Source organism: Streptomyces sp. NPDC002092, from assembly GCF_053593775.1.
Map to the genome: position 1 here is coordinate 41,165 of NZ_JBSFDG010000030.1, position 25,375 is coordinate 66,539.

Below are 25,375 nucleotides of genomic sequence, written 5' to 3' on the forward strand. Positions count from 1 at the left end.
CCCTGCCGGGTGTTGCATTTCATGCAACATCGAGCACTATAAGCAACAGCAAGAAGGCAGGGGCCGGCGCCGGGATCAGCGCGTTCGAGCAGGTCAGCAGGTCAGTGACCGCGTGCGATCCAGTCCTGCAGGTGCGGGGCCTCCGCACCGATGGTGGTCGTGTCCCCGTGGCCGGTGTGCACGACGGTGTCACCGGGCAGGGACAGCAGCCGTTCCCGGATGGACTCGATGATGGTCGGGAAGTGGCTGTACGACCTTCCCGTGGCCCCCGGTCCGCCCGCGAAGAGCGTGTCACCGCTGAAGAGTGCGCCGAGCGCCGGCGCGTACAGGCAGACCGCTCCGGGGGCGTGGCCGGGCGTGTGCACTACGGCCAGGTCGACGCCCGCCACCGTCAGCACCTGGCCGTCGGCCAGTTCCGCGTCGGGCGCCCGCTCCGGGTGCGTCTGCTTCCACAGCGGCAGGTCGTCGGGATGGAGGAGGACCGGGCCCCCGGTGCGCGCCGCGAGGTCGGGCGCGGCGTCGATGTGGTCGTTGTGGGCGTGGGTGCACACGATCGCCCGCAGGGCCCGGCCGCCGACGGCCTCGGCGATGGCCTCGGCGTCATGGGCCGCGTCGATCACGATCACCTCGTGGTCGTCGCCGACGATCCATACGTTGTTGTCGACGTCCCAGGTGCCGCCGTCCAGCGAGAACGTGCCCGAGGTGACGAGGTGTTCGATGCGGGCGGCCATCAGAACACCACCACCGAGCGCAGCACATCGCCGCCATGCATCCGCTCGAAGGCCTTCTCGACCTCGTCCAGGGCGATGGTCTCGGTGACAAAGGCGTCCAGGTTCAGGCGGCCCTGCAGATAGAGGTCGATGAGCATCGGGAAGTCGCGGGAGGGCAGGCAGTCGCCGTACCAGGACGACTTCAGCGATCCGCCGCGCCCGAACAGGTCCAGGAGCGGCAGCTCCAGCTTCATCTCCGGGGTCGGCACACCGACCAGGACGACCGTGCCGGCGAGGTCGCGGGCGTAGAAGGCCTGCTTGTACGTCTCCGGGCGGCCCACCGCCTCGATGACGACGTCGGCGCCGTGACCGCCGGTCAGCTCGCGGATCGCCTCGACGGGGTCGGACTCCTTGGAGTTGACGGTGTGGGTCGCGCCCAGCTTGCGGGCGGTCTCCAGCTTCCGGTCGTCCAGGTCCACCGCGATGATCTTCGCGGCGCCGGCCAGGTTCGACCCGACGATCGCGGCGTCGCCGACGCCGCCGCAGCCGATGACCGCCACGCTGTCGCCGCGGCCGACGTTGCCGGTGTTGATCGCGGCGCCGATGCCCGCCATCACGCCGCAGCCCAGCAGACCGGCGGCGGCCGCGGAGGCGGCGCGGTCGACCTTGGTGCACTGCCCCGCCGCGACCAGCGTCTTCTCCGCGAAGGCTCCGATGCCCAGCGCCGGGGACAGCTCGGTGCCGTCCTCCAGGGTCATCTTCTGCTTGGCATTGTGGGTGTTGAAGCAGTACCAGGGGCGCCCGCGCAGACAGGCCCGGCACTGCCCGCACACGGCACGCCAGTTGAGGATCACGAAGTCACCGGGGGCGACATCGGTGACGCCCTCCCCCACCGACTCCACCACGCCCGCGGCCTCGTGGCCCAGCAGGAAGGGGAAGTCGTCGTTGATGCCGCCCTCGCGGTAGTGCAGATCGGTGTGACAGACCCCGCAGGCCTCGATCTTCACCAGCGCCTCGCCCGGTCCGGGGTCGGGCACGATGATCGTCTCCAGGCTGACGGGGGCGCCCTTGCCCCGCGCGACGACTCCACGGACCTGGTGCGTCATGGCCACTCCTCGGCTGGTACGAGACCTGAGTCTGATGTTGCTCAATGCGGCACACATCTCATGTGCCGCAACACAGCATCGTGGAGCGCAGACCGGGGGTCAAGGTCTCGGATGCGCCGTTCGACCGGCGCCGTCCCCACCCGGCCGGTGATGGCGTGGCCCGGGATTTACGGAGAGCCGATGGAACGACGCCGGCTGGCCCATGGGCGCACCGAACGTGGTGATCGTGCTCGTGGACGACCTCGGCTTCGGCACCTCCAGCGCATTCGGCGGACCCTGCGAGATGCCGGCCGTCGAACGTCTGGCCGACGGCGGGCTGCGCTACACCCGCTTCTCATGCCGGCGGGGATGGCAGGAGAAGTATCGCGGGCGCTTCGGCCACGGCTGGGACCACGAACGTGAGGTGACCCTGCGGCGGCAGAGGGAACTCGGCGTCGTGCCCGAGGACGCGGAGCTCGCCCCCTGGGCCGAGGGGGTCCCCACTGGCTAGCTGCGCCGCTCCAGGACCTGTTCCTGATCGAAGCGGCGAAGTACCAGGTCTTCCCGCTGGACGACCCGGTCACCGAGCGGGAGAACCCCGCCGTGGCCGGCCGCATCGATCTGCTCGGCCACCGGACATCCGTCACCTACCGGGCCGGAATGCGCCGGTTCACCGAGGAGACCACCCCCAACATCAAGAACCGCTCGCACAAGTCCGCAGCCCGGCCTATGACCTGGTGAAGCACTTCACCTGGACCAACGCCGACCAGAACACCGTGGCCAAGTACATCGCGGTGGACAAGATGACGCCGGAGGCGGCGGCGAAGAAGTGGGTCGAGGCGAACCCCGACAAGGTCAAGGCCTGGCTCGGGTAGTCCGGGTCGGCCGACCGGACCTCTCCGCTGCCCGGCGAGTTCGCGGTCGGCGCGGCGGAACGCTCAGCGGCCCAAGCGTCGCCGTACCCGACGCACTTGCCCGTTGTCCGCGACCGAGTCGAGGAGTCGGCGGCCGGTGCCGGGCTGGTACGCCGGGCCCTCCAGGCGGAGCAGGGTGCCGTCGCGGACGACGGCGTGGGCGATGGGCGTGTCCGTCTTCGGGAGGGTGACCGGGTGGCGGCCGGCCGGGAGGGCGAGCCGGGCGGGCAGGCGCAGTTCGGCCGTTGTGCCGTCGGGGGCGGGGACCAGCTCGGCGTCCAGGGTCAGGGAGGAGACCGTGACCTTGATGCGGGCCGGGGCTCCGGCTGCCCCCGCCGCCATGTACGGCAGTGGCAGGGAACGTCTGCCGCGTCCGGCGTTCGCCGCGGCGGCATCGGCCGTGTCGGGGCCGAGCCTGCGCTGGCGCTGGTCCACGTCGAGGGCTAGCTGGCCGCCGGCCGTCCAGTACGCGAGCGCGAGGCGGCCGCCGGTCAGTGCCGGGCCCGTGGCCGGGGCGCCCGGGGTGCCGTCGCCGGTGAGGCGGACCATCCGGTCGATGCCGAGGAGCTGGACGTACGCCCACACGTCGTGCACCCCGCGCTCCATCGGACGGCCGCCGGCCAGGCGCTCGGGGTCGAGGAGCAGCCGTCCGGAGGCGACCAGCCGTGAGCGGCCCTCGCCGAGCGGCTCCAGGCGCACCTCCAGGTCGCCCTCGGGGTACCACCAGTCCTCACGGTCGCGGTCCTTGACCACCAGTTCCGCGTACGCCAGCCGGAACGGGTCGCGGACCTCCCAGCCGTCCTCCGCGCCGGGCACGCCGGCCAGCAGCTCGGGGTCCAGCCATCGCTTGCCGTCCCGCTCGACGAGGACCAGGGGCTCGCCGTCACCGCGCAGCAGGTCGAGGGTGACGTCGGCAAGCAGCCGGCCGCCCTCCCAGCGCAGTGCGCCGACCTCGCTGCGGGCCTTCACCTCGCGGACCCGCTCGGCCAGAGCCGACGCGCCGTCGAAGTCGCCGCGCTCGAGGAGTTCGGCACGTAGTCGGGACACGGTGGGCAGGCCTTCGCGTACGGCCGCCGGGAACTCCGTCAGCGCCAGTTCGCGGGCCGCCTCGAAGCGCTGCCTCTGCTCGGCCGGGTCCTCGCGGAGGATCTCGGGCTCGCGGGTGCGGGAGAGGATCTCGACGTGGTAGAGGCGGTGCAGTAGGCGGTTCTGCAGGGCGTCGATGTCGTCGGAAGCCTCGGTGCCGTCCTTGATCTGGCGGACGATGGTGCGGCAATTGCGCCAGAAGCCGTGCCGTGGGCTGAACCGGTGCTGGGTGTTGTTGCCGCCGTCGTCCCGCTTCATCCAGTAGTAGCAGGGGTAGTCGGCGAGGATCGAGATCCGCTCCGCCTTGAGGTAGGCGGAGCTGACGAAGAGCAGGTCCTCCAGGATCCAGGGGCCTTCAGGGAAGCGCAGGCCGTGCTCCTCGACGAAGGCGCGCCGGAACATCTTGTGCGGCGACATGCTCTGCATGAGCTCGTCGTTCTCGATGGTGCAGGCGTCCACCGTGTGCCGGAACAGCCGTCGGGGCCGGACCATGGTGGTGGACATCTTGCCGAGCACCACGTCGGCGTCGTTGCGCTTGGCGAACTCGTACAGCCGCTCCAGCGCCTCGGGGCCGAGGGTGTCGTCGTGGTCGACGAACTGGATGTACTCGCCCCGGGCACGGCTCATGCCCAGGTTGCGCGGTGCGCCCGGCCAGCCCGAGTTGGGGCGGGTGTGCACCTGCACGTTCGGGTGCTGTGCCGCGATCTTCTCCAGACGGTCCAGGGTGTCGTCCGTCGAACCGTCGTCGACGTAGATGACCTCGTACTCGTCGGCGGGCAGGGACTGCCCCAGCAGCGACGGCGCGCACTCGTCGACGTACTTCCCGGTGTTGTACACGGGGACGACGACACTGACCTTGACTCTCGGCATCCCAGAGACCTTACCCGGCCACCGGAAGGACGTCATTCCTGGCCGGGGCTTACATGGGGGCGGCCGGCGAACGCGGGGCGGCCGAAGGGGAAGCGCAGGGCTGACGAGCCGCCGGAGGGCCGGCCCCACCGATCAAGAGGTGGGGCCGGCCCTCCGGCACAGGCGCGGGTGCCGGCGCCGGAAACGGTGTGAGCGGCGGGTCAGCCGATCTCGACGAGCAGGTCGCCGCCCTCCACCTGCTGGATCTTGTTGATGGCCAGCCGGCCGACGGTGCCCGCCTTGGGGGCGGTGATCGCGGCCTCCATCTTCATCGCCTCGATGGTGGCCACCGTCGCACCGGCGTCCACCTCGTCGCCCTCGGCGACCGCGAGGGTGACCACGCCGGCGAACGGCGCGGCGACATGGCCCGGGTTGGTGCGATCGGCCTTCTCCGTCACCGGGACGTCGGAGGCGGCCGCCTTGTCGCGGACCTGGATGGGGCGGAGCTGGCCGTTCAGGGTGGACATCACGGTCCGCATGCCGCGCTCGTCGGCCTCGCCGACCGCCTCCAGCTCGATCAGCAGCCGGACGCCGGGTTCGAGGTCGACGGCGTACTCCTTGCCCGGGCGCAGCCCGTAGAAGAAGTCCTTGCTGTCCAGCACGCTGGTGTCGCCGTAGGCCTGGCGGTGGGTCTCGAAGTCGCGGGTCGGGCCGGGGAACAACAGCCGGTTGAGGGTGGCGCGGGGCTCCTTGGCCAGGCCCTCGCGGTCCTCCGTGCTCAGCTCCTGCACGGGCCTGGGCTCGGCGCGGCCCTCGAGTGCCTTGGTGCGGAAGGGCTCCGGCCAGCCGCCGGGCGGGGTGCCCAGCTCGCCGCGCAGGAAGCCGATGACGGAGTCCGGGATGTCGTACCGGTTCGGGGTCGCCTCGAACTCGGCCGGGTCCACCCCCGCGCCCACCAGGTGCAGGGCGAGGTCACCGACCACCTTGGAGGACGGGGTGACCTTGACCAGTCGGCCCAGCATCCGGTCGGCGGCGGCGTACAGGTCCTCGATCTCCTCGAAGCGGTCGCCGAGGCCGAGCGCGACGGCCTGGGTGCGCAGGTTGGAGAGCTGACCGCCGGGGATCTCGTGGTGGTAGACGCGGCCGGTCGGGGAGGCGAGGCCCGCCTCGAAGGGTGCGTAGACCCTGCGGACGCTCTCCCAGTACGGCTCCAGGTCGCCGACCGCCTGGAGGTCGAGGCCGGTCGGGCGGTCGGAGTGGTCCGTGGCGGCGACGATCGCCGACAGCGACGGCTGGGACGTAGTGCCCGCCATCGACGCCACCGCGCCGTCCACCGCGTCCGCGCCCGCCTGGATCGCGGCGAGGTAGGTGCCGAGCTGGCCGCCCGCCGTGTCGTGGGTGTGCAGGTGGACCGGGAGGTCGAATTCGCGGCGCAGCGCGGACACGAGCTTGGCGGCGGCCGGGGCGCGCAGCAGGCCCGCCATGTCCTTGACGGCCAGGACGTGCGCACCCGCCTCGACGATCTGCTCGGCGAGGCGGAGGTAGTAGTCCAGCGTGTACAGGCGCTCGTTCGGGTCCGACAGGTCCGAGGTGTAGCAGAGGGCCACCTCGGCGATCGCCGTGCCCGTCTCGCGTACGGCGTCGATGGCGGGGCGCATCTGCCCTACGTCGTTGAGGGCGTCGAAGATGCGGAAGATGTCGATACCGGTGGCGGCGGCCTCCTGCACGAAGGCGTCGGTCACCTCCGTCGGGTACGGGGTGTAGCCGACGGTGTTGCGGCCGCGCAGCAGCATCTGCAGACAGATGTTGGGGACGGCCTCCCGCAGAGCGGCGAGGCGCTCCCAGGGGTCCTCGGCGAGGAAGCGCAGGGCGACGTCGTACGTCGCTCCGCCCCAGCACTCCAGGGACAGCAGCTCGGGCAGCGTCCGCGCGACCACCGGGGCGACCGCGAGGAGGTCCTTGGTGCGGACGCGGGTCGCGAGCAGGGACTGGTGGGCGTCGCGGAAGGTGGTGTCGGTGACGCCGATGGTCGGCGACTCCCGCAGCGCGCGGGCGAACCCCTCCGGGCCGAGCTCGACCAGCCGCTGACGCGACCCGGCGGGCGGCTCGCCCGCGGGCAGCACCGGCAGCTTGCTCACGGGCTCGATCAGCTCGGGACGCTCGCCGTTCGGCTTGTTCACCGTCACGTCGGCGAGGTAGGTGAGCAGCTTGGTGCCGCGGTCGGCGGAGGAGCGGGAGGTGAGCAGGTGGGGGCGCTGCTCGATGAACGACGTCGTCACCCGCCCGGCCTGGAAGTCCGGGTCGTCAAGGACCGCCTGGAGGAACGGGATGTTGGTGGAGACACCGCGGATGCGGAACTCGGCGACGGCGCGCCGGGCCCGGCCGATCGCGGCCCTGAAGTCCCGGCCCCGGCAGGTGAGCTTGACCAGCATGGAGTCGAAGTGGGCGCTGATCTCCGTACCGGCGTGGGTGGTTCCGCCGTCCAGGCGGATGCCGGAGCCGCCGGGCGAGCGGTAGGCGCTGATGCGGCCGGTGTCCGGGCGGAAGCCGTTGGCCGGGTCCTCGGTGGTGATGCGGCACTGCAGGGCCGCGCCGTGCAGCTTCACCGTCTCCTGGGACAGGCCGAGGTCGGCGAGGGTCTCGCCGGAGGCGATGCGCAGCTGGGACTGGACGAGGTCGACGTCGGTGACCTCCTCGGTGACGGTGTGCTCGACCTGGATGCGCGGGTTCATCTCGATGAAGACGTGGTTGCCGTCGCGGTCCAGCAGGAACTCGACGGTGCCCGCGTTGCGGTAGCCGATCTCGCGGGCGAAGCGGACCGCGTCGGCGCAGATGCGGTCGCGCAGCTCCGGGTCGAGGTTGGGTGCGGGGGCCAGCTCGATGACCTTCTGGTGGCGGCGCTGCACGGAACAGTCGCGCTCGTAGAGGTGGATGACGTTGCCCTGGCCGTCGGCGAGGATCTGCACCTCGATGTGGCGGGGGTCGACGACGGCCTTCTCCAGGAAGACGGTGGAGTCGCCGAACGCGGAGGCCGCCTCGCGGGAGGCCGCCTCGATGGACTCGCGCAGCTGGGCCGGGTCCTCGACGCGGCGCATGCCGCGGCCGCCGCCGCCCGCGACCGCCTTCACGAACACCGGGAAGCCGATCTCGTCGGCCGCGCGGACGAGTTCGTCGATGTCGTCGGAGGGCGCGGAGGAGCCGAGCACCGGGACGCCGGCCGCGCGGGCGGCGGCCACCGCGCGGGCCTTGTTGCCGGTCAGTTCGAGGGTCTGCGCGCTCGGCCCGACGAAGGTGATGCCCGCCTCCTCGCAGGCCTTGGCCAGCTCGGGGTTCTCGGACAGGAAGCCGTAGCCGGGGTAGACGGCGTCGGCGCCCGCCTGGCGTGCCGCGCGGACGATCTCCTCGACGGACAGATACGCGCGGACCGGGTGGCCCGGCTGGCCGATCTCGTACGCTTCGTCGGCCTTGAGCCGGTGCAGCGAATTTCGGTCCTCGTGCGGGAAGACGGCGACGGTCCTTGCGCCCAGCTCGTAGCCTGCGCGGAACGCCCTGATCGCGATCTCACCACGGTTGGCTACCAGCACCTTGCGGAACATCGCCGCTCCCTTCAGCCTGCGGATGACGTCCCCCATGGTGTCGGTGGCATGCCCTTCTGGCCATGTGAGCCGGGCCACTCACCCCGCGTGTCGTCGTGCAGACCGAAGAATCGTCAGGAATGGAGGTCTGCTGCCGCCTTTTTGACGGCCTCGCGGATGCGGGCGTAGGTGCCGCAGCGGCAGACGTTCTCGATGCCGTCGATGTCGGCGTCGGTCGGCTCGGGCGTCTTCTTCAGCAGGGCCGCGGCGGCCATGATCTGGCCGGGCTGGCAGAAGCCGCACTGCGAGACGTCGCAGTCGATCCAGGCCTGCTGCACGGGGTGCAGGGTGTCGCCGTCGGCCAGGCCCTCGATGGTGGTGACCTTGCGGTCCGCGCAGTCCTTGACCTTCACGACGCAGGGCTGGAACTCGAGTCGTCACGCCGCCGTGCCGTTCCGGCCTGTCGCGCGCGGCCTGGCTGCTCCGGCGCCCGCTCCTCCGTAGGCTCTGCTTGCTGTAGAGGAGCCGTGAGGTGGACGTCCCCGTCCCCACAACCTACGGAGAGCCATGGCCGACGCCAGCCCCCAGGCCCGTGCCGTCACCCTGCTGGGCCACCCCAAGCTGTGGCTCATGCCCACCGTCCTGACCGGACTGCTCGCCTTCCTGCTGGCCCTGCTGTACATGGGCGGCATCGTCAACCCGCAGCACGATCTGCACCATCTGCCCATCGCCCTGGTCAACGCCGACACCGGCAGACCGCCGGCCGGGCAGCAGCAGAACGCGGGCACGCAGATCGCCGCGGCGATCACCGCCGACAAGTCGAACGACAAGGCCCAGTGGCGCACCCGAACCCTCGTCCAGGCGCGGGACGACCTCGACTCCGGCAAGGTCTACGGCGCCCTGGTCATCCCCTCCGACTTCACCGCGTCCATCACCGCACTGACCACGCCCGGCGCCACAGCCCGGCCGACGATGACGGTGCTCACCAACCCCGGCAAGGGCAGCCTGGGTTCGTCCCTGGCCAGTCAGATCACCACGGCGGCGGCGCACCAGGCCTCGCAGACCATCGGCAAACAACTGACCGCGGCCGTGGGAACGCGGGCGAACTCCACGACCAAGCTGCTGCTGGCCGACCCGGTGAACGTCGTCACCCAGGTCGGCCACCCGATCGGCAGCCACAGCGGCCTCGGGCTGAGCGCCTTCTACTACACGCTGCTGCTCGTGCTGGCCGGTTTCCTCGGCGGCAACGTCATCAACAACGCCGTCGACACCGCCCTCGGCTACGCCGACAACGAGATCGGCCCCTGGCACACCCGCCGCCCCACCGTCCCGATCAACCGCACCCAGACCCTGCTGCTGAAGATGGCCATGACCGCGGGCATCACGGTCATCAGCGTCTGCCTGGTCATGCTCGCCACCATCAGCGTCCTGGGCATGGACGCCACCCACATTCCGCTGCTGTGGATCTACTCCTACTGCGCCTCCCTCGCGGTCGGCCTCGGCGTGCAGGCCATCAACGCGGCATTCGGAGGCATCGGCCAGCTGGTGTCCATGTTCGTGTTCATCGTCCTGGGCCTGCCGTCCTCGGGCGCCACCGTCCCCCTCCAGGCCGTCCCCGGTTTCTACCGCTTCCTGTCCCACTTCGAGCCCATGCGCCAGCTCAGCGACGGTGTCCGCGCCATCCTGTACTTCGAGGCCCGCGGGGACGCCGGCCTGACCCGCTCCTGGATCATGATCGCGATCGGCGCGGCCCTGGGCCTGCTCTTCGGCTTCGCGATGACGCGCTACTACGACCGCAGGGGACTCCAACGACTGACGCCGCAGCCGGTCCCTGACCGTACCTGATACTTGCTGATCATGAGGACCACCGACCCGTCCGATCTCGTCCGGCCGCGAACGGACGGTGACCTCGCCGCCTGCGTCGAGGTTCTCGCCGACGTGCACCGACACAGCGGCTATCCGGTCAACTGGCCCCGCCGCCCGGCCGACTGGCTGACCACACGCTCTCAGCTGGCGGCCTGGGTGGCCGAGCTGGACGGCTCCGTGGCCGGCCATCTCAGTCTGTCCCGGGCTACCGATGGGGACGCGGCGCCCGCGGTGTGGGCCGCCCGCGCGGGGGTCGGCGTCGACGTCACCGCCGTGGTCGGCCGGTTGTTCGTGTCACCGGCCACACGCGGGTACGGGCTGGGCGCCGCCCTGATGGCACGAGCCGTCGAGGAGGCCCGGACAAGGGGGCTGCATCCCGTGCTCGACGTCGTCGACTCCGACACCACGGCGACGGCCCTGTACGAACGCCTGGGCTGGGAGCTGCTCGAAGTCGTCGAACAGCGCTGGGCACCGGGGCAGGTGGTGTCGCTGCGTTGCTATGCGGCGCCCGGGCCCTCCCTGTGACGGCCGACCAGCCCCCAGCGACCGCCACCGCCGACGTCGTGGCCGCGTGCAACCCTCTCGCAACCTCCGCCGTGCTGCCCTGAACGTATGCATGAGGAGACCCCGCGCGTCGAGCTCACCCCCGCCGCCGCCGACCTGCTGCGCCGGCTGCGTGCCACGCACGGTCCGTTGATGTTCCACCAGTCCGGTGGCTGCTGCGACGGCAGCGCGCCCATGTGCTACCCGGAGGGCGAGTTCCGCACCGGCGGCTCGGATGTGCTGCTCGCGGAGCTGCAGGTCGAGGGGGTGCCGGAGCCGGTGACGTTCTGGATGTCGCGCAGCCAGTACGAGGTCTGGAGCCACACCCGGCTGATCGTGGACGTCGTAGCAGGCCGTGGCAGCGGTTTCTCGCTGGAAGCACCCGAGGGGGTGCGTTTTCTCACCCGTTCTCGCGTAGTCGGCGCATAGCCGTCCCGCGGACCACCGCGATCTGATGCACTTCCCCTGAGACCTGAGACAGTTGACGATCCCTCAGGGGGAACTGTGACGCGTCATCAGAAGCGTTTCGCAGCAGGCAGATCCGAGGCAACGGTTCGGACGTCGGTCAGATCGGCACTGGCGTTTCTCACGGCATTCGGCGCGCTGGCCGGTGCGGCCCTGGTGGGGGCGGCACCGGCCAGCGGTGTGGAGAGCGGCACCGCGCTCGCGCCGGGAGTCACCTACAAGCAGTTCGACGTCCAGGGAGCCAAGGGCGTGGCCCACGCCCATCTGCTCACCGTGGACCTGCGCAACAAGCACGTACGCCTCGGCCTGCTGTATCCGGGAGCCGTGGCCGCACGTGCCGCCGTCTCCAGGATGGCCGACGCACAAGGGGCCGTCGCGGGCATCAACGGCGACTTCTTCGACATCTCCGAGTCCCAGCACCCGGGCGTCGAGGTGACGGGCTCGACCGACGGTCCGGCGATCGCCAACGGCCATGTGCTCAAGGCGTCGGTGCCGGACGGCCAGCGCTTCGGGCCGGTCCTGCCACCCGGGACCACCACCCGGGACGTGCTCGGCGTGGGCGTGGACCGCAGGGCCCGGCTGGACCGTCTGACCCTCGCCGGGTCGGTCCGCACTCCGGCGGGACAGCTGCGGCTGGGCGGGTTCAACCAGTACGCGCTGCCGGAGAATGCGGTCGGCGCCTTCACCTCCGACTGGGGCAGCGTCTCCCGGGTCCGCGCCACCTGCGGCACGGACACCGACCGGGCGGCCGCCTGCAGCACGGAAACCTACGAGGTGACGGTCCGCAGGGGCCGGGTCGTCGCCACGTCCGGCACTCCCGGCAAGGGCGCCATCGCCGCGGGGACCACGGTGCTCGTCGGCCGGGAGGCGGGCGCGCAGCGGCTGCGGAAGTTCTTCAAGGGCGAGCCGGTGAGGGTGACGCACCGGCTGGTCTCCGCCACCACCCGCAAGGCGTACAGCTTCGCGCTCGGCGGCTACCCCGTCCTGAAGGGCGGCCAGCCCCTCCCGGGCCTGGACGACGCGACCGGGGCGGTGCGTACGGCCGTCGGCATCGCGGGCGGCGGGAAGCGGCTGCTGCTGTTCGCCCTGGACGGTGCGCCCGCCTACCGCAAGGGCCTGACGATCGCCGAAGTGGCCGACACCATGCGGGCGTTGGGCTCGACCGACGCCTTCAGTCTGGACGGCGGCGGATCGACGACCCTGGTCGCCCGCCCGCCCGGGGCGGCCACCGTCTCCGTACGCAATCATCCGTCCGGCGGTGCGGAACGGCCGGTCCCGAACGGAATCGGGGTGTTCTCGACCTCATGAGACGGCGTCGTGAACCGTCGTGAGTCTCAGGGCCTGAGGCTGCTGACGATGCCTGCGGTCGCCGTCACGCCGCTGTGAATGGTGGGCGCGATGTTCGTGCCGGCCAGGTAGAAGCCGAGCAGTGTGCACACCAGGGCGTGGGAGATCTTCAGCCCGCCGTTACGGGTGAAGATCACCGCCAGGACCAGCAGCAGCACCACCACTGAGATGGAAATCGCCATTGTCAACCTCCTCCGCTGCGCCGCCACTTCCGGTTCGCGGCGTTCGGCCGCAAGTGTGGCGTAGCGGAGGGTTCGTCCGTGCGGCTGACCTGTCCGCCGAACGTGTGGTGTCTACGCCACCCGGTGGGCGTCCAGGAACGCCTCGAGCCCGGCGAGGTCGTCGGTGTTGAAGTAGTCGACACCGGCGTCGAACAGTTCGGCCCACAGGGCGTCCCGGGCGGGGCCGGCCAGGTCGGGGGTGTTCCAGAAGCGCACCTTCTGCCCGCGCGCGTGCGCCTGGCCGATGATGCCGCGCAGCTTCTGCCGCTCGGCGTCGGGGAACGTGCCCTCGCCGAGCCAGGTGAAGTTGAGCTGCCAGTTGTCGCTGATCAGCGGGATGAAGGAGGCGGGCGCCGAGGTGCCGAGGTCGGTGAGCCGGCCGTCGTAGAAGGCCCGCCGTACGGTCTGGGCCTCCATGGGGATACGGGCGGCACGGTCGCCGGAGATCACGTTGGTGACCGCGCCCGGGTGCACACGGCCGTGGGCGTAGGTCGTGAACAGGTGCTGGTAGCGGCGGAGATGGCGGTCGAGTTCGAGGTACGTCGACGAGCCCTCGGTCTTGATGTCGATGAGCAGCTGGAGCGGCCTGCGGTTGCCGCGGTACACGGAACCGTGGTCGGCCTTCACGAGTGCGGCCAGGGGGTCGAGGTAGAGGGACTCCAGGGTCCGCTTCGGGTCGAGCTCGTCCGCGGTGTGGCCGACGAGGAGCTGGTCGCCGACGAGGAAGATGTCGGCCTCGACGCTGCCGAAGCGGTGGTCGAGGGCGTCGAAGAGGGGGCGCGGATGCTCGTAGTCGTTGTGGGCGTGGGCGCGCCACAACGGGACACGGTGCTTGTGTTCACCGGCGAACGCGCTGTCGGCGGGCGGGGCGAGCACCGCCGCGAGTGTGGCGCCGAACGCGGTGAGGGCTCTGCGACGGGTGACGAGGGCCATGTTCTGCCTCCCTGTGGGGCGGGTCCGAACCACAGGGAGTATCGGGCGGAAAGAGCCCCGATGGACCTGCGCCTGCCAGGAGTTGGCCGGACTGCCGTTGTCCGTTCACTCCTGCCGCAGGACGGCATGGAAAAGCCCGCCCCAGGTGGGGCGGGCTTCACCGGGTGACCGTCAGGGGACGTCAGGGTGCCTGGAGGTCGACGAGTTCGGCCACGGCGGACCGGTGGGCGCCGGCCGTGCCGTAGGCGATCGAGTCGGCCTTGGCCCGCTTGAGGTTCAGATGGATCGGGTGCTCCCAGGTCATGCCGATACCGGCGTGCAGCTGGAGCGCCTCCTCGGCGGCGTGCACCGCGACCGGCGCCGCGTAGGCCTGCGCCACGGCCACCGCCACCGCCACTTCCTCGGCGGACTCCCCGTTGGCGAGCGCGTCGGCCGCGTTGCGGGCGGCGGCACGGAGGTTGACGACCTCCAGCCACAGCTGGGCGAGGCGGTGCTTGAGGGCCTGGAAGCCGCCGACGGGCCGGTTGAACTGCTTGCGCTCCTTCAGATAGCGCACGGTCTCCGTCAGCGCCCAGTCGGCGAGCCCGAACTGCTCGGAGGCGAGCAGCCCGGCCGCGGCCCGCAGGGCACGTCGTACGGCGGGTTCGGCGTCACCGAGCCGGCGCCCCTGCGCCCCGTTCAGGGTGACGGTCGCGAGCGGCCGGGTGAGGTCGAGGGACACCTGCGGGGTGACGGTGGCCTCGGAGGCGTCCACCGCGTACAGCCCGCCGTCCTCGGCCGGTACGAGCAGCACGTCCGCGGCAGCCGCGTCCGCGATGCCGGTCAGCTCCCCGTGCAGGGTGCCGTTCTCCAGTCGTACGGCGGGAAAGGCGGTGCCGGGGGCGCGGTGCAGCGCCACCGCGAGCGCGCCGATGGCCCGCCCGGTGGCCAGCCGGCCGAGCAACTCCTCGTCCCCGCACTCCAGCAGGGCCTCGGTGGCGACGACGGCGCTGGAGAGGTAGGGCACGGGGGCGACCGCGCGCCCCAGCTCCTCCAGTACGACGGCGACTTCGCGGTGGGTGGCGCCCTGGCCGCCCTGCGCCTCGGGCACGAGCAGGCCCGCCAGCCCCATGCCGTCGGCGAGGGCCTTCCAGGCGGCGAGGTCGTGCGGGGCGTCGGACTCGGTGCGTGCGATGACGCCGGGGGCGTCGCAGTGGTCGGCGAGGAGGTCCCGTACGGCGGACCGCAGCGCCTCTTCCTCCTCGGAGTAGAGAAGATCGGGCTGTGCGCGCCGTGCTGTCATCGGGTCAGGTCCTTCCATGCGACGTCCTTGTCAGTGCGCGGCTCGGACGGGAGGCCCAGGACGCGTTCGGCGACGATGTTCAGCAGGACCTCGCTGGTCCCGCCCTCGATGCTGTTGCCCTTGGCGCGGAGGTAGCGGTAGCCGGCCTCACGGCCGGTGAAGTCCACCAGTTCGGGGCGGCGCATGGTCCAGTCGTCGTACAACAGGCCCTCCTCGCCGAGGAGTTCGACCTCCAGGCCGCTGATCTCCTGGTTGAGGCGGGCGAAGGCGAGCTTCATGCCGGCGCCCTCGGGGCCGGGCTGGCCCGCGACGAGCTGCTGGCGCAGCCGTTCGGCGGTGAGCCGGGCGACCTCGGACTCCACCCACAGCTTCAGCAGCCGCTGGTGCAGGTCGTGGGTGCGCAGCTCGGGGCGCTCGCGCCAGGTCTTGGCGACGGGGGCGATCATGCCGCCCTCGCGGGGCAGGCGCATGCCGCCGATCGCGACGCGCTCGTTGTTCAGGGTGGTCTGCGCGACGCGCCAGCCGTCGCCGATCTCGCCGAGGCGGCGGGAGTCGGGGATGCGGACGTCGGTGAGGAACACCTCGTTGAACTCGGCCTCACCGGTGATCTGCCGCAGCGGGCGGACGTCGACGCCGGGGTCGGTCATGTCGCAGATGAAGTACGTGATGCCCGCGTGCTTGGGCACGTTCGGGTCGGTGCGGGCGATGAGGATGGCCCAGCGGGCGTTGTGCGCGCCCGACGTCCACACCTTCTGCCCGTTGACCACCCACTCGTCGCCCTCACGCACGGCCCGGGTGCCGAGGGCTGCGAGGTCGGAGCCGGCGCCGGGCTCGCTGAACAGCTGGCACCAGACCTCCTCGCCGATCCACAGCGGCCGCAGATAGCGCTGCTTCTGCTCCTCGGTGCCGTACTTGAGGATCGTCGGGGCGGCCATGCCGAGCCCGATGCCGTTGCGGCGCGAGTCGTTGTCGGGGGCGCCGGCGGCCTCCAGCTCGGCGTCCACGACGGCCTGGAGGGAGCGGGGCACACCGAGCCCGCCCAGGCCCTGCGGGTAGTGCACCCAGGCCAGTCCCGCGTCGAAGCGGGCCTTGAGGAAGTCCAGGCGGTCGGTGGTCGCCGGCGGGTGGGCGGACAGCAACTCCTGTGTGCGGCTGCGCAGTTCGGCTGCGTCGGTCATGCGGCGGCTCCGTTCTCCAGGGAGGGCAGGACGGCCACCCGGCCGGTGGTCACGCCGTCGGCGACGCGCTGCACGGCGGCCGCGGCCCCGGCCAGCGGCACGCGCTCGCTGACCAGCGGCTTGATGGCGCCCCGGGCGGCCAGTTCGGTGAGCTGCTCGTGGCAGTGCGCGATCAGCTTCGGGTTCTTGGTGCCGTACAGGCCCCAGTGCAGGCCGAGGATCGAGTAGTTCTTCACCAGGGCGTGGTTGAGCCCCGGGCTGGGGATCACGCCGCTGGCGAAGCCGACGACCACGATCCGGCCCTCGAAGGCGACGACCTTGGTCGACTGGGCGTAGGCCTCGCCGCCGACCGGATCGTAGACGACGTCGACGCCGCGGCCGCCCGTGGCCTCCTTGACGGCGGCGATGACGTCCTCGCTCTTGCGGTCGATGACGACGTCACAGCCCGACTCCCTGGCCGCGGCCGCCTTGTCGGCACCGCCGACGACCCCGATCACGGTGGCCCCGGCCGCCTTGCCGAGCTGCACGGCCGCGCTGCCGACCCCTCCTGCGGCAGCGTGGACGAGCAGCGTCTCGCCTGCTTCCAGGTGAGCGCGACGGTGCAGACCGAACCAGCCGGTCTGGTAGCCGATGTGCAGGGCGGCGGTCTCGGCGTCGTCCAGCGAGTCGGGCGCGGGCAGCAGGGTGGCGGCGTCCGCGAGAGCGTACTCGGCGAGACCGCCGTGGGGCAGGGCGGGGTTGGCGATGACCCGCCGTCCGTCCTCGGTCTCACCGCAGATCTCCACGCCCGGCGTGAACGGCAGCGGCGGGCGCACCTGGTAGTGGCCCCGGCACATCAGCACGTCCGGGAAGTTGATGTTCGCGGCACGCACCTTCAGCAGCACCTGGCCGTCGCCGGGCGTGGGCCGCTCCACCTCCTCGAGCCGCATCACCTCGCTCGGCTCGCCGTTCTCGTGCACTTGCCATGCCTGCATGCGGTGCCTCCAGGGGACTGCTCTGTCTGACCGGGGTCCATCGCATACTAAGCGGTCGCTTGCCCATGAGGAAACACTTCCCACGGACAAGACTCTCGGCAACCCGGGTTCACTCGGGCAGCACGCCGCGGCCGTCGCGGACCTCGAAGACCAGCTGGGTCTCGGTCTGCCGCACCATGGGATGGACGGTCACGTGCTCCAGGATGAGATCCCGCAGCTCTTCCGGGCTGGCCACGGCCACATGCAGAAGAAAGTCGTCGTCACCGCCGACGTGCCACACGGTCAGGGCTCCGGGCACCTTGACCAGCCGGTCGTAGAGGGTGCGGACATGTTCGCGGCTGTGGCTGCCGAGGCGGACCTTGATGATGGCTTGACATCCTCCCCCTCTAAAAGAGGGGGATTCCAACCCAGGTGAGTTGAGGTTCACGGACGTTCGAGCGGCCGGTGGCCACTGTCGTCCCTCCGGCACCGGCTGACCGCCAGGGGCGGGGAAACCCGCCCTGTCCTGCCGCGACATTGGTTGCTGCATTGTGATCGGCGTTGCAGGTGAACCCGCAGGACACGCAGACGAAGTCGGCTTGGCTCTTGCGCGACTTCTTCTCGATCCACCCGCAGGCGGAGCAACGCAGAGACGTAAAGGGTGCGGGGACGTCCTCGACCCGGCCCGGAGCCTTGTGCTCCGTGCGCTGCCGGAGAAAGCCCCAGCCCTGAGCGAGGATCGCCCTGTTCAACCCGGCCTTCTGCCTGACCTTCTTGCCAGGCTGCTCGATCGTCCCCTTCGCGGCGGCGGTCATGTTCTTGATGTTCAGTTTCTCGAACCGCACCAGGCGATAGGTGCGGGCAAGCATCGTGCTGGTCTTCTCGCACCAGTCCTTACGCCGGTCGGCTTCGCGCGCCTTGAGCTTGGCGATCTTGGCGTACTCGGCAGTCTTGGCCTCGCTGGCCTTCGGTGCGCGGGCGGCCCGCCGCTGGTGCTTGCGGATCTGCGCCCGTTCCTTCGTGGTGAGCTGCGGGCAGTTCAGTTTCCGGCCGTCCGAGAGGGCGGCGGTGATCTTGACGCCCCGGTCGATGCCGATGACCTCACCCGTGCCGGGCGCGTCGATCGGCTCGGGGACGACGGCGAACGCGATGTGCCACTGACCGTTACGGAAGGTGACCCGGAACGTCTTCGCACTGGGCAGCTCGGCGCGGGTGAGCCGGAAGCGCACCCAGCCGCAGCCGGGCACCTTGACCTGGGCCCAGCGCCGGTTGAGCTTGTGCACCACCACCGAGCGGCCCATGACCTGCTTGCCCTTGGCGTTCAGCTGCGGCGAGCCGTCCGCCTCGAACTCCGGTACTCGGTCGGTGCCGATGACGCGGAATCCCTCGTGCACGTACTTCTTGCGCCAGGTCGGCTCACCGAAGCCGGAGATGAACTTGGCGTTCTTGGCCTTGGCGAAGTCCTTCAGGGCCTGCTGTTGCACATCGGCGTTTCCGGCACGCAGCCATTCGTTGTCACGCCGGGCTCCGGTGAGCTGGCGACACTGCTCGGCGAACCCGGGCGCTGCCTTGCGGCCCTTGTACCAGTGCGAGTGCTGCTCCACGGCGAGGTTCCACACGTACCGGGCGTGCGCGCAATGGCCGAGCATGATGCTCGCCTGCTCGCTCGTCGGGTACATCCGAAACCGTGCCATGCCGTGAATCTAGCTCGCGCGTTCCCCGGCCGCGCACGCCATCGATCAACATCACCCGGGTGAGTGACCACTCCCGGTCGCCGACCAGGCCGGCCACCGGTTCACAGACCCTCAACACCCGGTCACCATCGCGTGTTTGCGGTCGCCCTCAGCGCCGTACCTTTCGGAAGGCTGAATCGCCCTGGCGGCGATTCGGCTTCGCCTGCTCCGCTCCCCGGGAGCGGGCATCGACCCCGGCCCTGAAGGACCGGGCACCTTGGCCGCAAAACCGGTAGACCGCGCAGGAGAGCCGATCCAAGGCACGGCTCAGTGCGACTCACGGCTCACCTCCGAGCCGCTGGAGCCGACGAGGAAGTCCAGGTCGGCGCCCGTGTCGGCTTGCAGGACGTGGTCGACGTAGAGGCGTTCCCAGCCGCGACGGGGGTTGGCGAAACCCGTGAGCGTCTCCTTGTCGGGGGTTCTGCGGGCGAGTTCCTCGGCGGGTACCTCCACGTCGATACGGCGGGCTTCGACGTCGAGGGAGATGACGTCCCCGGTGCGCACCAGCGCGAGGGGGCCGCCGGCCGCGGCTTCCGGGGCCACGTGCAGGACGACGGTGCCGTACGCCGTGCCGCTCATCCGGCCGTCGCAGACGCGGACCATGTCGCGGACGCCCTGTTCGAGGAGCTTCTTCGGGAGCGGCATGTTCGAGACCTCGGGCATCCCGGGGTAGCCCTTGGGGCCGCAGCCGCGCAGGACCAGCACGCTGTCGGCGTCGACGTCGAGGTCCGGGTCGTCGATACGGGCGTGGAAGTCCTCGATCGAGTCGAAGACGACCGCCGGGCCACGGTGGCGCAGCAGGTGCGAAGAGGCGGCGGCCGGTTTGACGAGGGCGCCGTCGGGGGCGAGGTTTCCGCGCAGGACGGCGATTCCGCCCTCGGCGACGAGCGGCTCGGCGCGCGGGCGGATGACCTCCGTGTCCCAGATCGGGGCGTCGTCGAGGAAGTCGACCAGGGGGCTGCCCGTGACGGTCAGGGCCTCGGGGTCGAGCAGGTCGCGGACTTCGCGCAGGACGGCGAGGAGGCCGCCGGCGCGGTGGAAGTCCTCCATGAGGAAGCGGCCGGCCGGCTGGAGGTCGACGAGGACCGGTACCCGGGAGCCGATGCGGTCGAAGTCGTCGAGGGACAGGTCGATGCCGAGACGGCCCGCGATGGCGAGGAGGTGGACGACCGCGTTGGTGGAGCCTCCGACGGCGGCGAGCGCGACGATCGCGTTGTGGAAGGAGGCCTTGGTGAGGAAGGTTCCGGGCCGCCGGTCGGCGCCCACCATGTCCACCGCGAGCCGTCCGGTGCCGTGCGCGGCCTTGAGAAGCCGGCTGTCGGGGGCGGGAGTTCCTGCCGTACCCGGCACGACCGTGCCCAGGGCCTCGGCCACCAGAGCCATCGTCGAGGCCGTGCCCATGGTGTTGCAGTGGCCGCGGCTGCGGATCATCGACGACTCGGAGCGGGTGAACTCCTCCTGGGAGAGGGTGCCGCCGCGGACCTCCTCGGACAGCCGCCACACATCGGTGCCGCAGCCCAGGGGCGTACCGCGGAAGGTGCCGGTGAGCATCGGACCGCCGGGCACGACGACGGCGGGCAGGTCCACGGAGGCGGCGGCCATCAGCAGCGACGGGATCGTCTTGTCGCAGCCGCCGAGCAGGACGACGCCGTCGACGGGGTTGGCCCGCAGCATCTCCTCGGTGGCCATCGCGGCCATGTTGCGCCACAGCATGGCCGTGGGGCGGACGTTCGTCTCGCCGAGCGACACCACGGGCAGGTCCAGGGGGATCCCGCCGGCCTCGTACACGCCGTTGCGCACGGACGCCGCGACCTCGTTCAGGTGGGCGTTGCAGGGGGTCAGATCGGATGCGGTGTTGGCGATGGCGATCTGCGGGCGGCCCGTGAAGGCGTCGTCCGGAGCGCCCCGCCGCATCCAGGCCCGGTGGATATAGGCGTTGCGGTCCTGGCCCTCGTACCACTGCGCGCTGCGGAGCGTCACCATAGCCTCTTCCAATAGTCGGTACGGCGCTCTAGAGTCCGGAACATCATGAAGCGTACGCAGACGTACGAGGGTGCGACAGACCCCGGCACGGACGGTTCGACCGGCGCCGACGGCGGCCGGCTTGTGGGGTCGGACCGGGTGCTCGCCGTCCTCAAGGAACTGGCCCGGTATCCCGAGGGCGTGGGTCTGGAGGAGCTGACCCGGGTGATCGGCAGTCCCAAACCGACCGTGCATCGGGCGCTCGCCGCCCTGCGCCGGGCGGGTCTGGCCGGGCAGGACGCCCGCGGCCACTACGCGCTCGGGGACGAGTTCCTGCGGATGGCCTTCGCCCACCACGAGGCCCGGCCCGACCATGTCCGCGTCCGCCCGGTCCTGGAGGCGCTGGCGCAGCGGTTCGGTGAGACCGCGCACTACGCGGTCCTCGACGGCCGTGAGGTCGTCTACCGCGCCAAGGTCGATCCGCCCAGCGGTGCCGTCCGGCTCACCTCGATGGTGGGCGGCCGCAACCCCGCGCACGCCACCGGAGTCGGAAAGCTGCTGCTGGCCCGCCACTTGGAGACCTTGGCGGAGGTGGAGGCATGGATCGGCGGCTCTGCCCTGGTGCGTCGCACCCCGCGGACGTTGTGCACCGCCGACGCCCTGCACCGAGAGCTGCAGTCCATACGTGAGCGGGGCTACTGCCTCGACGACCAGGAGAACGAGCCCGGCGTCAACTGCCTCGCCCTGCCCGTGTACGCGACCTCGCCGAGGACGCCGTCCGGAGCCGTCAGCGTCAGTGCGCTGACCTACCGGACACCGCTGAGCGCCCTGGTCGAGGCGGCCGACGAGATCCGTGCCCTGCTCGGTCCCCTCGGCGAGCCCCACCGCTGAAGCCCCGCTTGGGACGCCCACCCGCCCCGCCGAACCCACCCTGGAGACTGAGCTCGTGTACCTCATGCGCATCGGCGCCGTCGGCGCCGAGAAGCCCGTCGCCCGCATCGACGACGAGACCTACGTGGACCTCTCGGACGTCATCACGGACTTCGACGAGGCGTTCTTCGGCGCAGACGGCCTGGACCGCGTCCGCCCGCTCGTGACGGAGCGGGCGGCGGCCGGGCAGGTGGCCCGTTTCGCCGGGGAGCGCATCGGCGCCCCTGTCGCCCGCCCGCACCAGATTCTGTGCATCGGTCTCAACTACCGCGACCACGCGGCCGAGAGCGGTATGGCCGTGCCCGACGAGCCGATCCTGTTCACCAAGTCGCCCAACACCCTGGTCGGTCCGAACGACGACGTGCGGATCCCGCGCGGATCCACCAGGACGGACTGGGAGGTGGAGCTCGGGATCGTCATCGGAAGGCGCACGAGCTACCTGGAGTCGATGGAAGAGGCACGCGAGGCCATCGCCGGCTATGTGGTCGTCAACGACGTCAGCGAGCGCGCCTTCCAGCTGGAGCGGGGCGGGCAGTGGGCCAAGGGCAAGTCGGCTGAGACCTTCAACCCCGCGGGCCCGTGGCTGGCCACCGCGGACGAGATCGAAGACGTCCTCGCGCTCGACATGTGGCTGGACGTCAACGGGGTGCGCCGGCAGACCGGCAACACCAAGACGATGATCTTCGACCCGTGCTTCATCGTGCACTACCTCAGCCAGTTCCTCGTCCTGGAGCCCGGCGACCTGATCAACACGGGCACCCCGCCCGGCGTCGGCATGGGTCTCACCCCGCCCGTGTATCTCCGGCCGGGCGACGTGATGGAACTCGGCATCCAGCAGCTCGGCACCCAGCGCCAGCACGTGCTCGGGCCCCGGTGAGCCGTCGCCCCATGCGCGCCTTCGTCCTGACCGGCCCGGGCAAGTACGCCGTGCAGGAGGTCCCCGCGCCGGTGGCGGCACCCGGCGAAGTCGTCGTCGACGTCGAAAGGGTCGGCGTGTGCGGCACCGACGTGGAGTTCTTCACCGGCGCGATGGCCTACCTCCACCAGGGCCACGCCGCCTACCCGATGCGGCTCGGTCATGAGTGGGCGGGGCGGGTGGCGGCGGTCGGCGACGGTGTCGATCCCGGCTGGCTCGGGCGCCGCGTCATGGGCGACACCATGCTCGGCTGCGGTGGGTGCCGCCGCTGCCTGCGCGGCCATCAGCACGTGTGCGAGCAGCGGCAGGAGATCGGCATACGCGGGGACCGGCCCGGCGCCCTGGCCGAGCAACTCGCCGTCCCGGCCGCCTCGTTGCACGCCCTGCCCGACTCCGTCGACGCCGTGCTCGGGGCGCTGGTGGAGCCGGGCGGCAATGCCCTGCGGGCCGCCGATGCCGCCGCACCGCGCCCCGGGGACCGAGTCCTGGTCCTGGGACCGGGGACCATCGGACTGCTGGCCGCGATGTTCCTCCGTACGGCCGGTGCGGAGGTCCATCTCATGGGCAGCACCGGCAGCTCCCTCGCCTTCGCCCGCGCACTGGGATTCCGGCACGTCTGGGCCGAGGACTCGCTGCCGGACCTGCCCTTCGACGCGGTCGTCGACGCCTCGAACGCCGCCCATCTGCCGGAAAGAGCACTGGAGTTGGTCGAGCCGTCCGGCCGGGTCGTGTACATCGGGCTGGCCGGCGAACCCAGCAGGATCGACACCCGCACCCTCGCCCTCAGGGACGTCACCGCGGTGGGCATCCTGTCCGCCTCTCCCGGCCTCGACGCCACGATCCGCGCCTACGCCGCCGGCTCGGTCGACCCCAGGCCCCTCGTCGCCGCCACCGTGGGCCTCGACGGGGCAGGCCCGGTACTCGCCGGCGAGCGCCCGCCCGGCGCCGGGCCCGGCCCGAAGGTCCATGTGGATCCCCGCCAGGGCTGAGGCATGAAACCCGGACAAGAGCCCTGTCACAGCCCAAGTGGGCCGATACGCTGGAGAACGGCCATGGACCGGGGGCGGGGCTGGGGGCGGGGGCATGGATCCACGGATGCAGCTGTCGGTGGGCGGATACGTCTGCGAGCGTGAGCTGGGCCGGGGCGGGCAAGGGGTGGTGTGGCTCGCCCGGGACCGGGCGGGCCGGCAGGTCGTGGTGAAGTTCCTGCTGCCGGGCAAGGAGTACGACGAGGTCGCGCTCGCCCGCGTACGGCGGGAGTTCGGTGCGGCGAGCCGGGTCGGCGAGCTGGCCACGGCACGGGTCCTCGACGCCGACCTGTCCGGGCGGAATCCGTACATCGTGAGCGAGTTCGTGCCGGGCCCCACGCTCCACCAGCATGTGGCCGCGGGCGGCCCGCTGTCCTCCGGGCGGCTGCAGTCCGTGGCGCTGGCCGTCGCGCACGCGTTGGCGCAGGTGCACCGGGTGGGTGTGGTGCACCGGGACATCAAGCCGTCCAACATCCTGCTCTCCCCGGACGGACCGCGGATCATCGACTTCGGCATCGCCCGCGACGACCGGCTGCTCGAGTCGGCTCTCACCACACCGGGCAGTGTGCTCGGCTCGCCCGCGTACATGTCACCCGAGCAGGTCAAGTCGATGCGGGTCAGCGACGCCACCGATGTGTTCTCCCTCGGCGGCACGCTGTACTTCGCCGCCACCGGGCGGCATCCCTTCGAGGGGGAGAGCGGCTACGAGGTGCTCGTCGCGGTGTGCGAGCGCGAGGCCGATCTCGCGGCGGTGCCGGAGCCGGTCCGTTCGGTCGTCGCCGACTGTCTGCGCAAAGACCCGGCGGAGCGGCCCACCGCCGCCGAGCTCGTCACCCGGCTCGCGGGGGCGGCGGAGGGCGCCCAGTCGCAGTCGGGGACGCCACAGCCACCGCTGCCGGCGGCCGGACGCGGGAGGGGCGGCTCCCGCCTCGGCACGAGCGCCAGGCAGCTGCGGTTGTGGGGGTTCGCGGCCGGCAGTGCCGCGGCGGCGGTGCTGCTCGCCGTCGTACTGAGCACCACCTCCTCCGGGGGAGCCCCTGGCTCGGGCTCCCCGTCCTCGTCCGGGAGGCCGAACAGCTCCGCGGGCTCCCCACCCCTCTCGTACACCGACGACCTGACCGATTCGGGCGACTGGACGCACAAGGACCCTGCCCTGGCGAGGATCACGCACCAGGGCGGAACGATGCTGGTGGACCCCAGGACCGAGCTGGAGGTGTGGCCGCAGGCACCCTTCGAACCGTCGTCGTTCGCGGTACGGCTGAACACCCAGACGGAGTGGTACGGGGGCGAGGGCGGGGTCGGGCTGTGGTGCAACGGCTCGGGGGACTACCGGAAGGGCTCCCGCTGGGCGACCTATCTGACGACGGGCCAGGAGGCCCTGATCGTCAGGGAGTTCCGGTTCAAGGGGGCTTTCCAGCATGACCGGGTCGTCGAGGTCGACCTCGCGCATGCGGGTCTGAAGGTGGCGAGCCGGCAACAGGTCGACATGTCGATGACCTGTTCCGCGGCCGGTGCGGGGCGGATCAGGGTCGAGCTCGGCGTGGACGGCACCCGGGTCGCCTCGTACACCGGAGCCGCCTTCGACGCCCGGGGCTGCGGGGTGGCCGCCTTCCACTACAGCGCGACCGACCCGCAGGGCACGGCCTTCCACGCGGGATTCGAGCGCTTCACCGCCTCCGAGCCGGCGGGAAGCTGACGGCGGCAAGAGCGGCACCGCCACCGAGCGGCTGATTCCGCGGGTCCGCGCGGCGTGTCCGGAGCGGCGGGGCCGACGGTCCGGAGCAGGGTGGGCCGCACTG

22 protein-coding genes and 2 pseudogenes are annotated in these 25,375 nt (G+C 71.3%); 11 read left to right on the forward strand and 13 right to left on the reverse strand.

The genetic code is table 11. The annotated features are described in order from the left end of the window. Positions 1-101: 101 nt before the first annotated feature. Both ACWCRD_RS41690 and ACWCRD_RS41695 read right to left on the reverse strand, forming a co-directional pair. On the reverse strand, positions 102-731 hold the full coding sequence (locus tag ACWCRD_RS41690; protein WP_450970887.1) for an MBL fold metallo-hydrolase: 630 nt from the start codon (positions 729-731) through the stop codon (positions 102-104). Further along, the gene (locus ACWCRD_RS41695) at positions 731-1,816 is read right to left on the reverse strand and encodes an S-(hydroxymethyl)mycothiol dehydrogenase (RefSeq protein WP_450970888.1); all 1,086 of its coding nucleotides are present in this window, start codon (positions 1,814-1,816) and stop codon (positions 731-733) included. Before ACWCRD_RS41695 ends, ACWCRD_RS41690 begins: the two co-directional genes overlap by 1 nt. Positions 1,817-2,018: 202 nt before the next feature. Here ACWCRD_RS41695 and ACWCRD_RS41700 point away from each other — a divergent pair, with 202 nt between their 5' ends. The 3 genes and pseudogenes from ACWCRD_RS41700 to ACWCRD_RS41710 form a co-directional block, all read left to right on the forward strand. After that, positions 2,019-2,306 carry a sulfatase-like hydrolase/transferase gene (locus ACWCRD_RS41700; RefSeq protein WP_450970889.1) on the forward strand — a complete coding sequence of 96 codons (288 nt, stop codon included), beginning with the start codon at positions 2,019-2,021 and terminating at the stop codon, positions 2,304-2,306. Positions 2,307-2,398: 92 nt separating this feature from the next. After that, the gene (locus ACWCRD_RS41705) at positions 2,399-2,536 is read left to right on the forward strand and encodes a hypothetical protein (protein WP_450970890.1); all 138 of its coding nucleotides are present in this window, start codon (positions 2,399-2,401) and stop codon (positions 2,534-2,536) included. Beyond that, positions 2,503-2,670 (forward strand): annotated as a pseudogene (locus ACWCRD_RS41710) (glycine betaine ABC transporter substrate-binding protein); the annotation flags it as partial. The gene ACWCRD_RS41705 and the pseudogene ACWCRD_RS41710, both read left to right, overlap by 34 nt. 63 nt (positions 2,671-2,733) lie before the next feature. On the opposite strand, the gene ACWCRD_RS41715 reads toward ACWCRD_RS41710, so the two are convergent. From ACWCRD_RS41715 to ACWCRD_RS41725, 3 genes and pseudogenes are all read right to left on the reverse strand, one after another. After that, positions 2,734-4,665: a glycosyltransferase family 2 protein gene (locus tag ACWCRD_RS41715; RefSeq protein ID WP_450970891.1), complete on the reverse strand. Its 1,932-nt coding sequence runs from the start codon at positions 4,663-4,665 to the stop codon at positions 2,734-2,736. A gap of 200 nt (positions 4,666-4,865) precedes the next feature. Beyond that, on the reverse strand, positions 4,866-8,240 hold the full coding sequence (locus tag ACWCRD_RS41720; protein ID WP_450970920.1) for a pyruvate carboxylase: 3,375 nt from the start codon (positions 8,238-8,240) through the stop codon (positions 4,866-4,868). Between the two features lie 113 nt (positions 8,241-8,353). Continuing rightward, positions 8,354-8,650, reverse strand: a pseudogene (locus ACWCRD_RS41725) ((2Fe-2S)-binding protein); the annotation flags it as partial. A gap of 136 nt (positions 8,651-8,786) precedes the next feature. On the opposite strand from ACWCRD_RS41725, the gene ACWCRD_RS41730 reads away from it, so the two are divergent. The 4 genes from ACWCRD_RS41730 to ACWCRD_RS41745 all read left to right on the forward strand — a co-directional run bounded on the left by ACWCRD_RS41730 (position 8,787) and on the right by ACWCRD_RS41745 (position 12,401). Then, entirely contained in the window at positions 8,787-10,064 is a 1,278-nt protein-coding gene (locus ACWCRD_RS41730; RefSeq protein WP_450970892.1) for a YhgE/Pip domain-containing protein, read from the forward strand. 12 nt (positions 10,065-10,076) lie between these two features. After that, positions 10,077-10,610: a GNAT family N-acetyltransferase gene (locus ACWCRD_RS41735; protein WP_450970893.1), complete on the forward strand. Its 534-nt coding sequence runs from the start codon at positions 10,077-10,079 to the stop codon at positions 10,608-10,610. A gap of 87 nt (positions 10,611-10,697) precedes the next feature. Then, positions 10,698-11,057 carry a DUF779 domain-containing protein gene (locus tag ACWCRD_RS41740; protein WP_450970894.1) on the forward strand — a complete coding sequence of 120 codons (360 nt, stop codon included), beginning with the start codon at positions 10,698-10,700 and terminating at the stop codon, positions 11,055-11,057. Positions 11,058-11,249: 192 nt separating this feature from the next. Then, on the forward strand, positions 11,250-12,401 hold the full coding sequence (locus ACWCRD_RS41745; protein WP_450970895.1) for a phosphodiester glycosidase family protein: 1,152 nt from the start codon (positions 11,250-11,252) through the stop codon (positions 12,399-12,401). A 26-nt stretch (positions 12,402-12,427) separates the two neighbouring features. On the opposite strand, the gene ACWCRD_RS41750 is transcribed toward ACWCRD_RS41745, so the two are convergent. The 8 genes from ACWCRD_RS41750 to ACWCRD_RS41785 all read right to left on the reverse strand — a co-directional run bounded on the left by ACWCRD_RS41750 (position 12,428) and on the right by ACWCRD_RS41785 (position 20,723). Next, a complete protein-coding gene (locus ACWCRD_RS41750) occupies positions 12,428-12,622 on the reverse strand; it encodes a hypothetical protein (RefSeq protein WP_115914139.1) in 195 nt (64 codons plus the stop codon). A gap of 111 nt (positions 12,623-12,733) precedes the next feature. Continuing rightward, positions 12,734-13,594, reverse strand: coding sequence for a phosphatidylinositol-specific phospholipase C/glycerophosphodiester phosphodiesterase family protein (locus ACWCRD_RS41755; protein WP_450970896.1), 861 nt, complete (start codon positions 13,592-13,594; stop codon positions 12,734-12,736). Between the two features lie 181 nt (positions 13,595-13,775). Further along, positions 13,776-14,876, reverse strand: coding sequence for an acyl-CoA dehydrogenase family protein (locus ACWCRD_RS41760; RefSeq protein ID WP_450970897.1), 1,101 nt, complete (start codon positions 14,874-14,876; stop codon positions 13,776-13,778). Further along, positions 14,873-16,054: an acyl-CoA dehydrogenase family protein gene (locus tag ACWCRD_RS41765; RefSeq protein WP_450970898.1), complete on the reverse strand. Its 1,182-nt coding sequence runs from the start codon at positions 16,052-16,054 to the stop codon at positions 14,873-14,875. The genes ACWCRD_RS41760 and ACWCRD_RS41765 overlap by 4 nt, the downstream gene beginning before the upstream one ends. Then, positions 16,051-17,028 (reverse strand): NADPH:quinone oxidoreductase family protein, encoded by a 978-nt coding sequence (locus ACWCRD_RS41770; RefSeq protein ID WP_450970899.1) that lies wholly within the window; start codon positions 17,026-17,028, stop codon positions 16,051-16,053. Before ACWCRD_RS41770 ends, ACWCRD_RS41765 begins: the two co-directional genes overlap by 4 nt. 109 nt (positions 17,029-17,137) lie before the next feature. After that, a complete protein-coding gene (locus tag ACWCRD_RS41775) occupies positions 17,138-17,434 on the reverse strand; it encodes an Lrp/AsnC ligand binding domain-containing protein (protein ID WP_450970900.1) in 297 nt (98 codons plus the stop codon). Continuing rightward, positions 17,415-18,701 (reverse strand): RNA-guided endonuclease InsQ/TnpB family protein, encoded by a 1,287-nt coding sequence (locus tag ACWCRD_RS41780; protein ID WP_450970901.1) that lies wholly within the window; start codon positions 18,699-18,701, stop codon positions 17,415-17,417. The genes ACWCRD_RS41775 and ACWCRD_RS41780 overlap by 20 nt, the downstream gene beginning before the upstream one ends. 306 nt (positions 18,702-19,007) lie before the next feature. Beyond that, on the reverse strand, positions 19,008-20,723 hold the full coding sequence (locus ACWCRD_RS41785; RefSeq protein WP_450970902.1) for an IlvD/Edd family dehydratase: 1,716 nt from the start codon (positions 20,721-20,723) through the stop codon (positions 19,008-19,010). A gap of 45 nt (positions 20,724-20,768) precedes the next feature. On the opposite strand from ACWCRD_RS41785, the gene ACWCRD_RS41790 reads away from it, so the two are divergent. The 4 genes from ACWCRD_RS41790 to ACWCRD_RS41805 all read left to right on the forward strand — a co-directional run bounded on the left by ACWCRD_RS41790 (position 20,769) and on the right by ACWCRD_RS41805 (position 25,272). Next, positions 20,769-21,593, forward strand: coding sequence for an IclR family transcriptional regulator (locus ACWCRD_RS41790; protein WP_450970903.1), 825 nt, complete (start codon positions 20,769-20,771; stop codon positions 21,591-21,593). Between the two features lie 55 nt (positions 21,594-21,648). Beyond that, positions 21,649-22,509: a fumarylacetoacetate hydrolase family protein gene (locus ACWCRD_RS41795; RefSeq protein WP_450970904.1), complete on the forward strand. Its 861-nt coding sequence runs from the start codon at positions 21,649-21,651 to the stop codon at positions 22,507-22,509. A gap of 11 nt (positions 22,510-22,520) precedes the next feature. Further along, on the forward strand, positions 22,521-23,537 hold the full coding sequence (locus tag ACWCRD_RS41800; protein WP_450970905.1) for a zinc-dependent alcohol dehydrogenase: 1,017 nt from the start codon (positions 22,521-22,523) through the stop codon (positions 23,535-23,537). Positions 23,538-23,643: 106 nt separating this feature from the next. Further along, positions 23,644-25,272 (forward strand): protein kinase domain-containing protein, encoded by a 1,629-nt coding sequence (locus ACWCRD_RS41805; RefSeq protein ID WP_450970906.1) that lies wholly within the window; start codon positions 23,644-23,646, stop codon positions 25,270-25,272. Positions 25,273-25,375 lie beyond the last annotated feature (103 nt).

Coding starts and splice junctions, on each gene's coding strand:
- ACWCRD_RS41690 (WP_450970887.1), bottom strand. CDS start 731: ATGGCCGCCCGCATCGAACACCTCGTCACCTCGGGCACGTTCTCGCTG.
- ACWCRD_RS41695 (WP_450970888.1), bottom strand. CDS start 1,816: ATGACGCACCAGGTCCGTGGAGTCGTCGCGCGGGGCAAGGGCGCCCCC.
- ACWCRD_RS41700 (WP_450970889.1), top strand. CDS start 2,019: ATGGGCGCACCGAACGTGGTGATCGTGCTCGTGGACGACCTCGGCTTC.
- ACWCRD_RS41715 (WP_450970891.1), bottom strand. CDS start 4,665: ATGCCGAGAGTCAAGGTCAGTGTCGTCGTCCCCGTGTACAACACCGGG.
- ACWCRD_RS41720 (WP_450970920.1), bottom strand. CDS start 8,240: ATGTTCCGCAAGGTGCTGGTAGCCAACCGTGGTGAGATCGCGATCAGG.
- ACWCRD_RS41730 (WP_450970892.1), top strand. CDS start 8,787: ATGGCCGACGCCAGCCCCCAGGCCCGTGCCGTCACCCTGCTGGGCCAC.
- ACWCRD_RS41735 (WP_450970893.1), top strand. CDS start 10,077: ATGAGGACCACCGACCCGTCCGATCTCGTCCGGCCGCGAACGGACGGT.
- ACWCRD_RS41740 (WP_450970894.1), top strand. CDS start 10,698: ATGCATGAGGAGACCCCGCGCGTCGAGCTCACCCCCGCCGCCGCCGAC.
- ACWCRD_RS41750 (WP_115914139.1), bottom strand. CDS start 12,622: ATGGCGATTTCCATCTCAGTGGTGGTGCTGCTGCTGGTCCTGGCGGTG.
- ACWCRD_RS41755 (WP_450970896.1), bottom strand. CDS start 13,594: ATGGCCCTCGTCACCCGTCGCAGAGCCCTCACCGCGTTCGGCGCCACA.
- ACWCRD_RS41760 (WP_450970897.1), bottom strand. CDS start 14,876: ATGACAGCACGGCGCGCACAGCCCGATCTTCTCTACTCCGAGGAGGAA.
- ACWCRD_RS41765 (WP_450970898.1), bottom strand. CDS start 16,054: ATGACCGACGCAGCCGAACTGCGCAGCCGCACACAGGAGTTGCTGTCC.
- ACWCRD_RS41770 (WP_450970899.1), bottom strand. CDS start 17,028: ATGCAGGCATGGCAAGTGCACGAGAACGGCGAGCCGAGCGAGGTGATG.
- ACWCRD_RS41780 (WP_450970901.1), bottom strand. CDS start 18,701: ATGGCACGGTTTCGGATGTACCCGACGAGCGAGCAGGCGAGCATCATG.
- ACWCRD_RS41785 (WP_450970902.1), bottom strand. CDS start 20,723: ATGGTGACGCTCCGCAGCGCGCAGTGGTACGAGGGCCAGGACCGCAAC.
- ACWCRD_RS41790 (WP_450970903.1), top strand. CDS start 20,769: ATGAAGCGTACGCAGACGTACGAGGGTGCGACAGACCCCGGCACGGAC.
- ACWCRD_RS41800 (WP_450970905.1), top strand. CDS start 22,521: ATGCGCGCCTTCGTCCTGACCGGCCCGGGCAAGTACGCCGTGCAGGAG.
- ACWCRD_RS41805 (WP_450970906.1), top strand. CDS start 23,644: ATGCAGCTGTCGGTGGGCGGATACGTCTGCGAGCGTGAGCTGGGCCGG.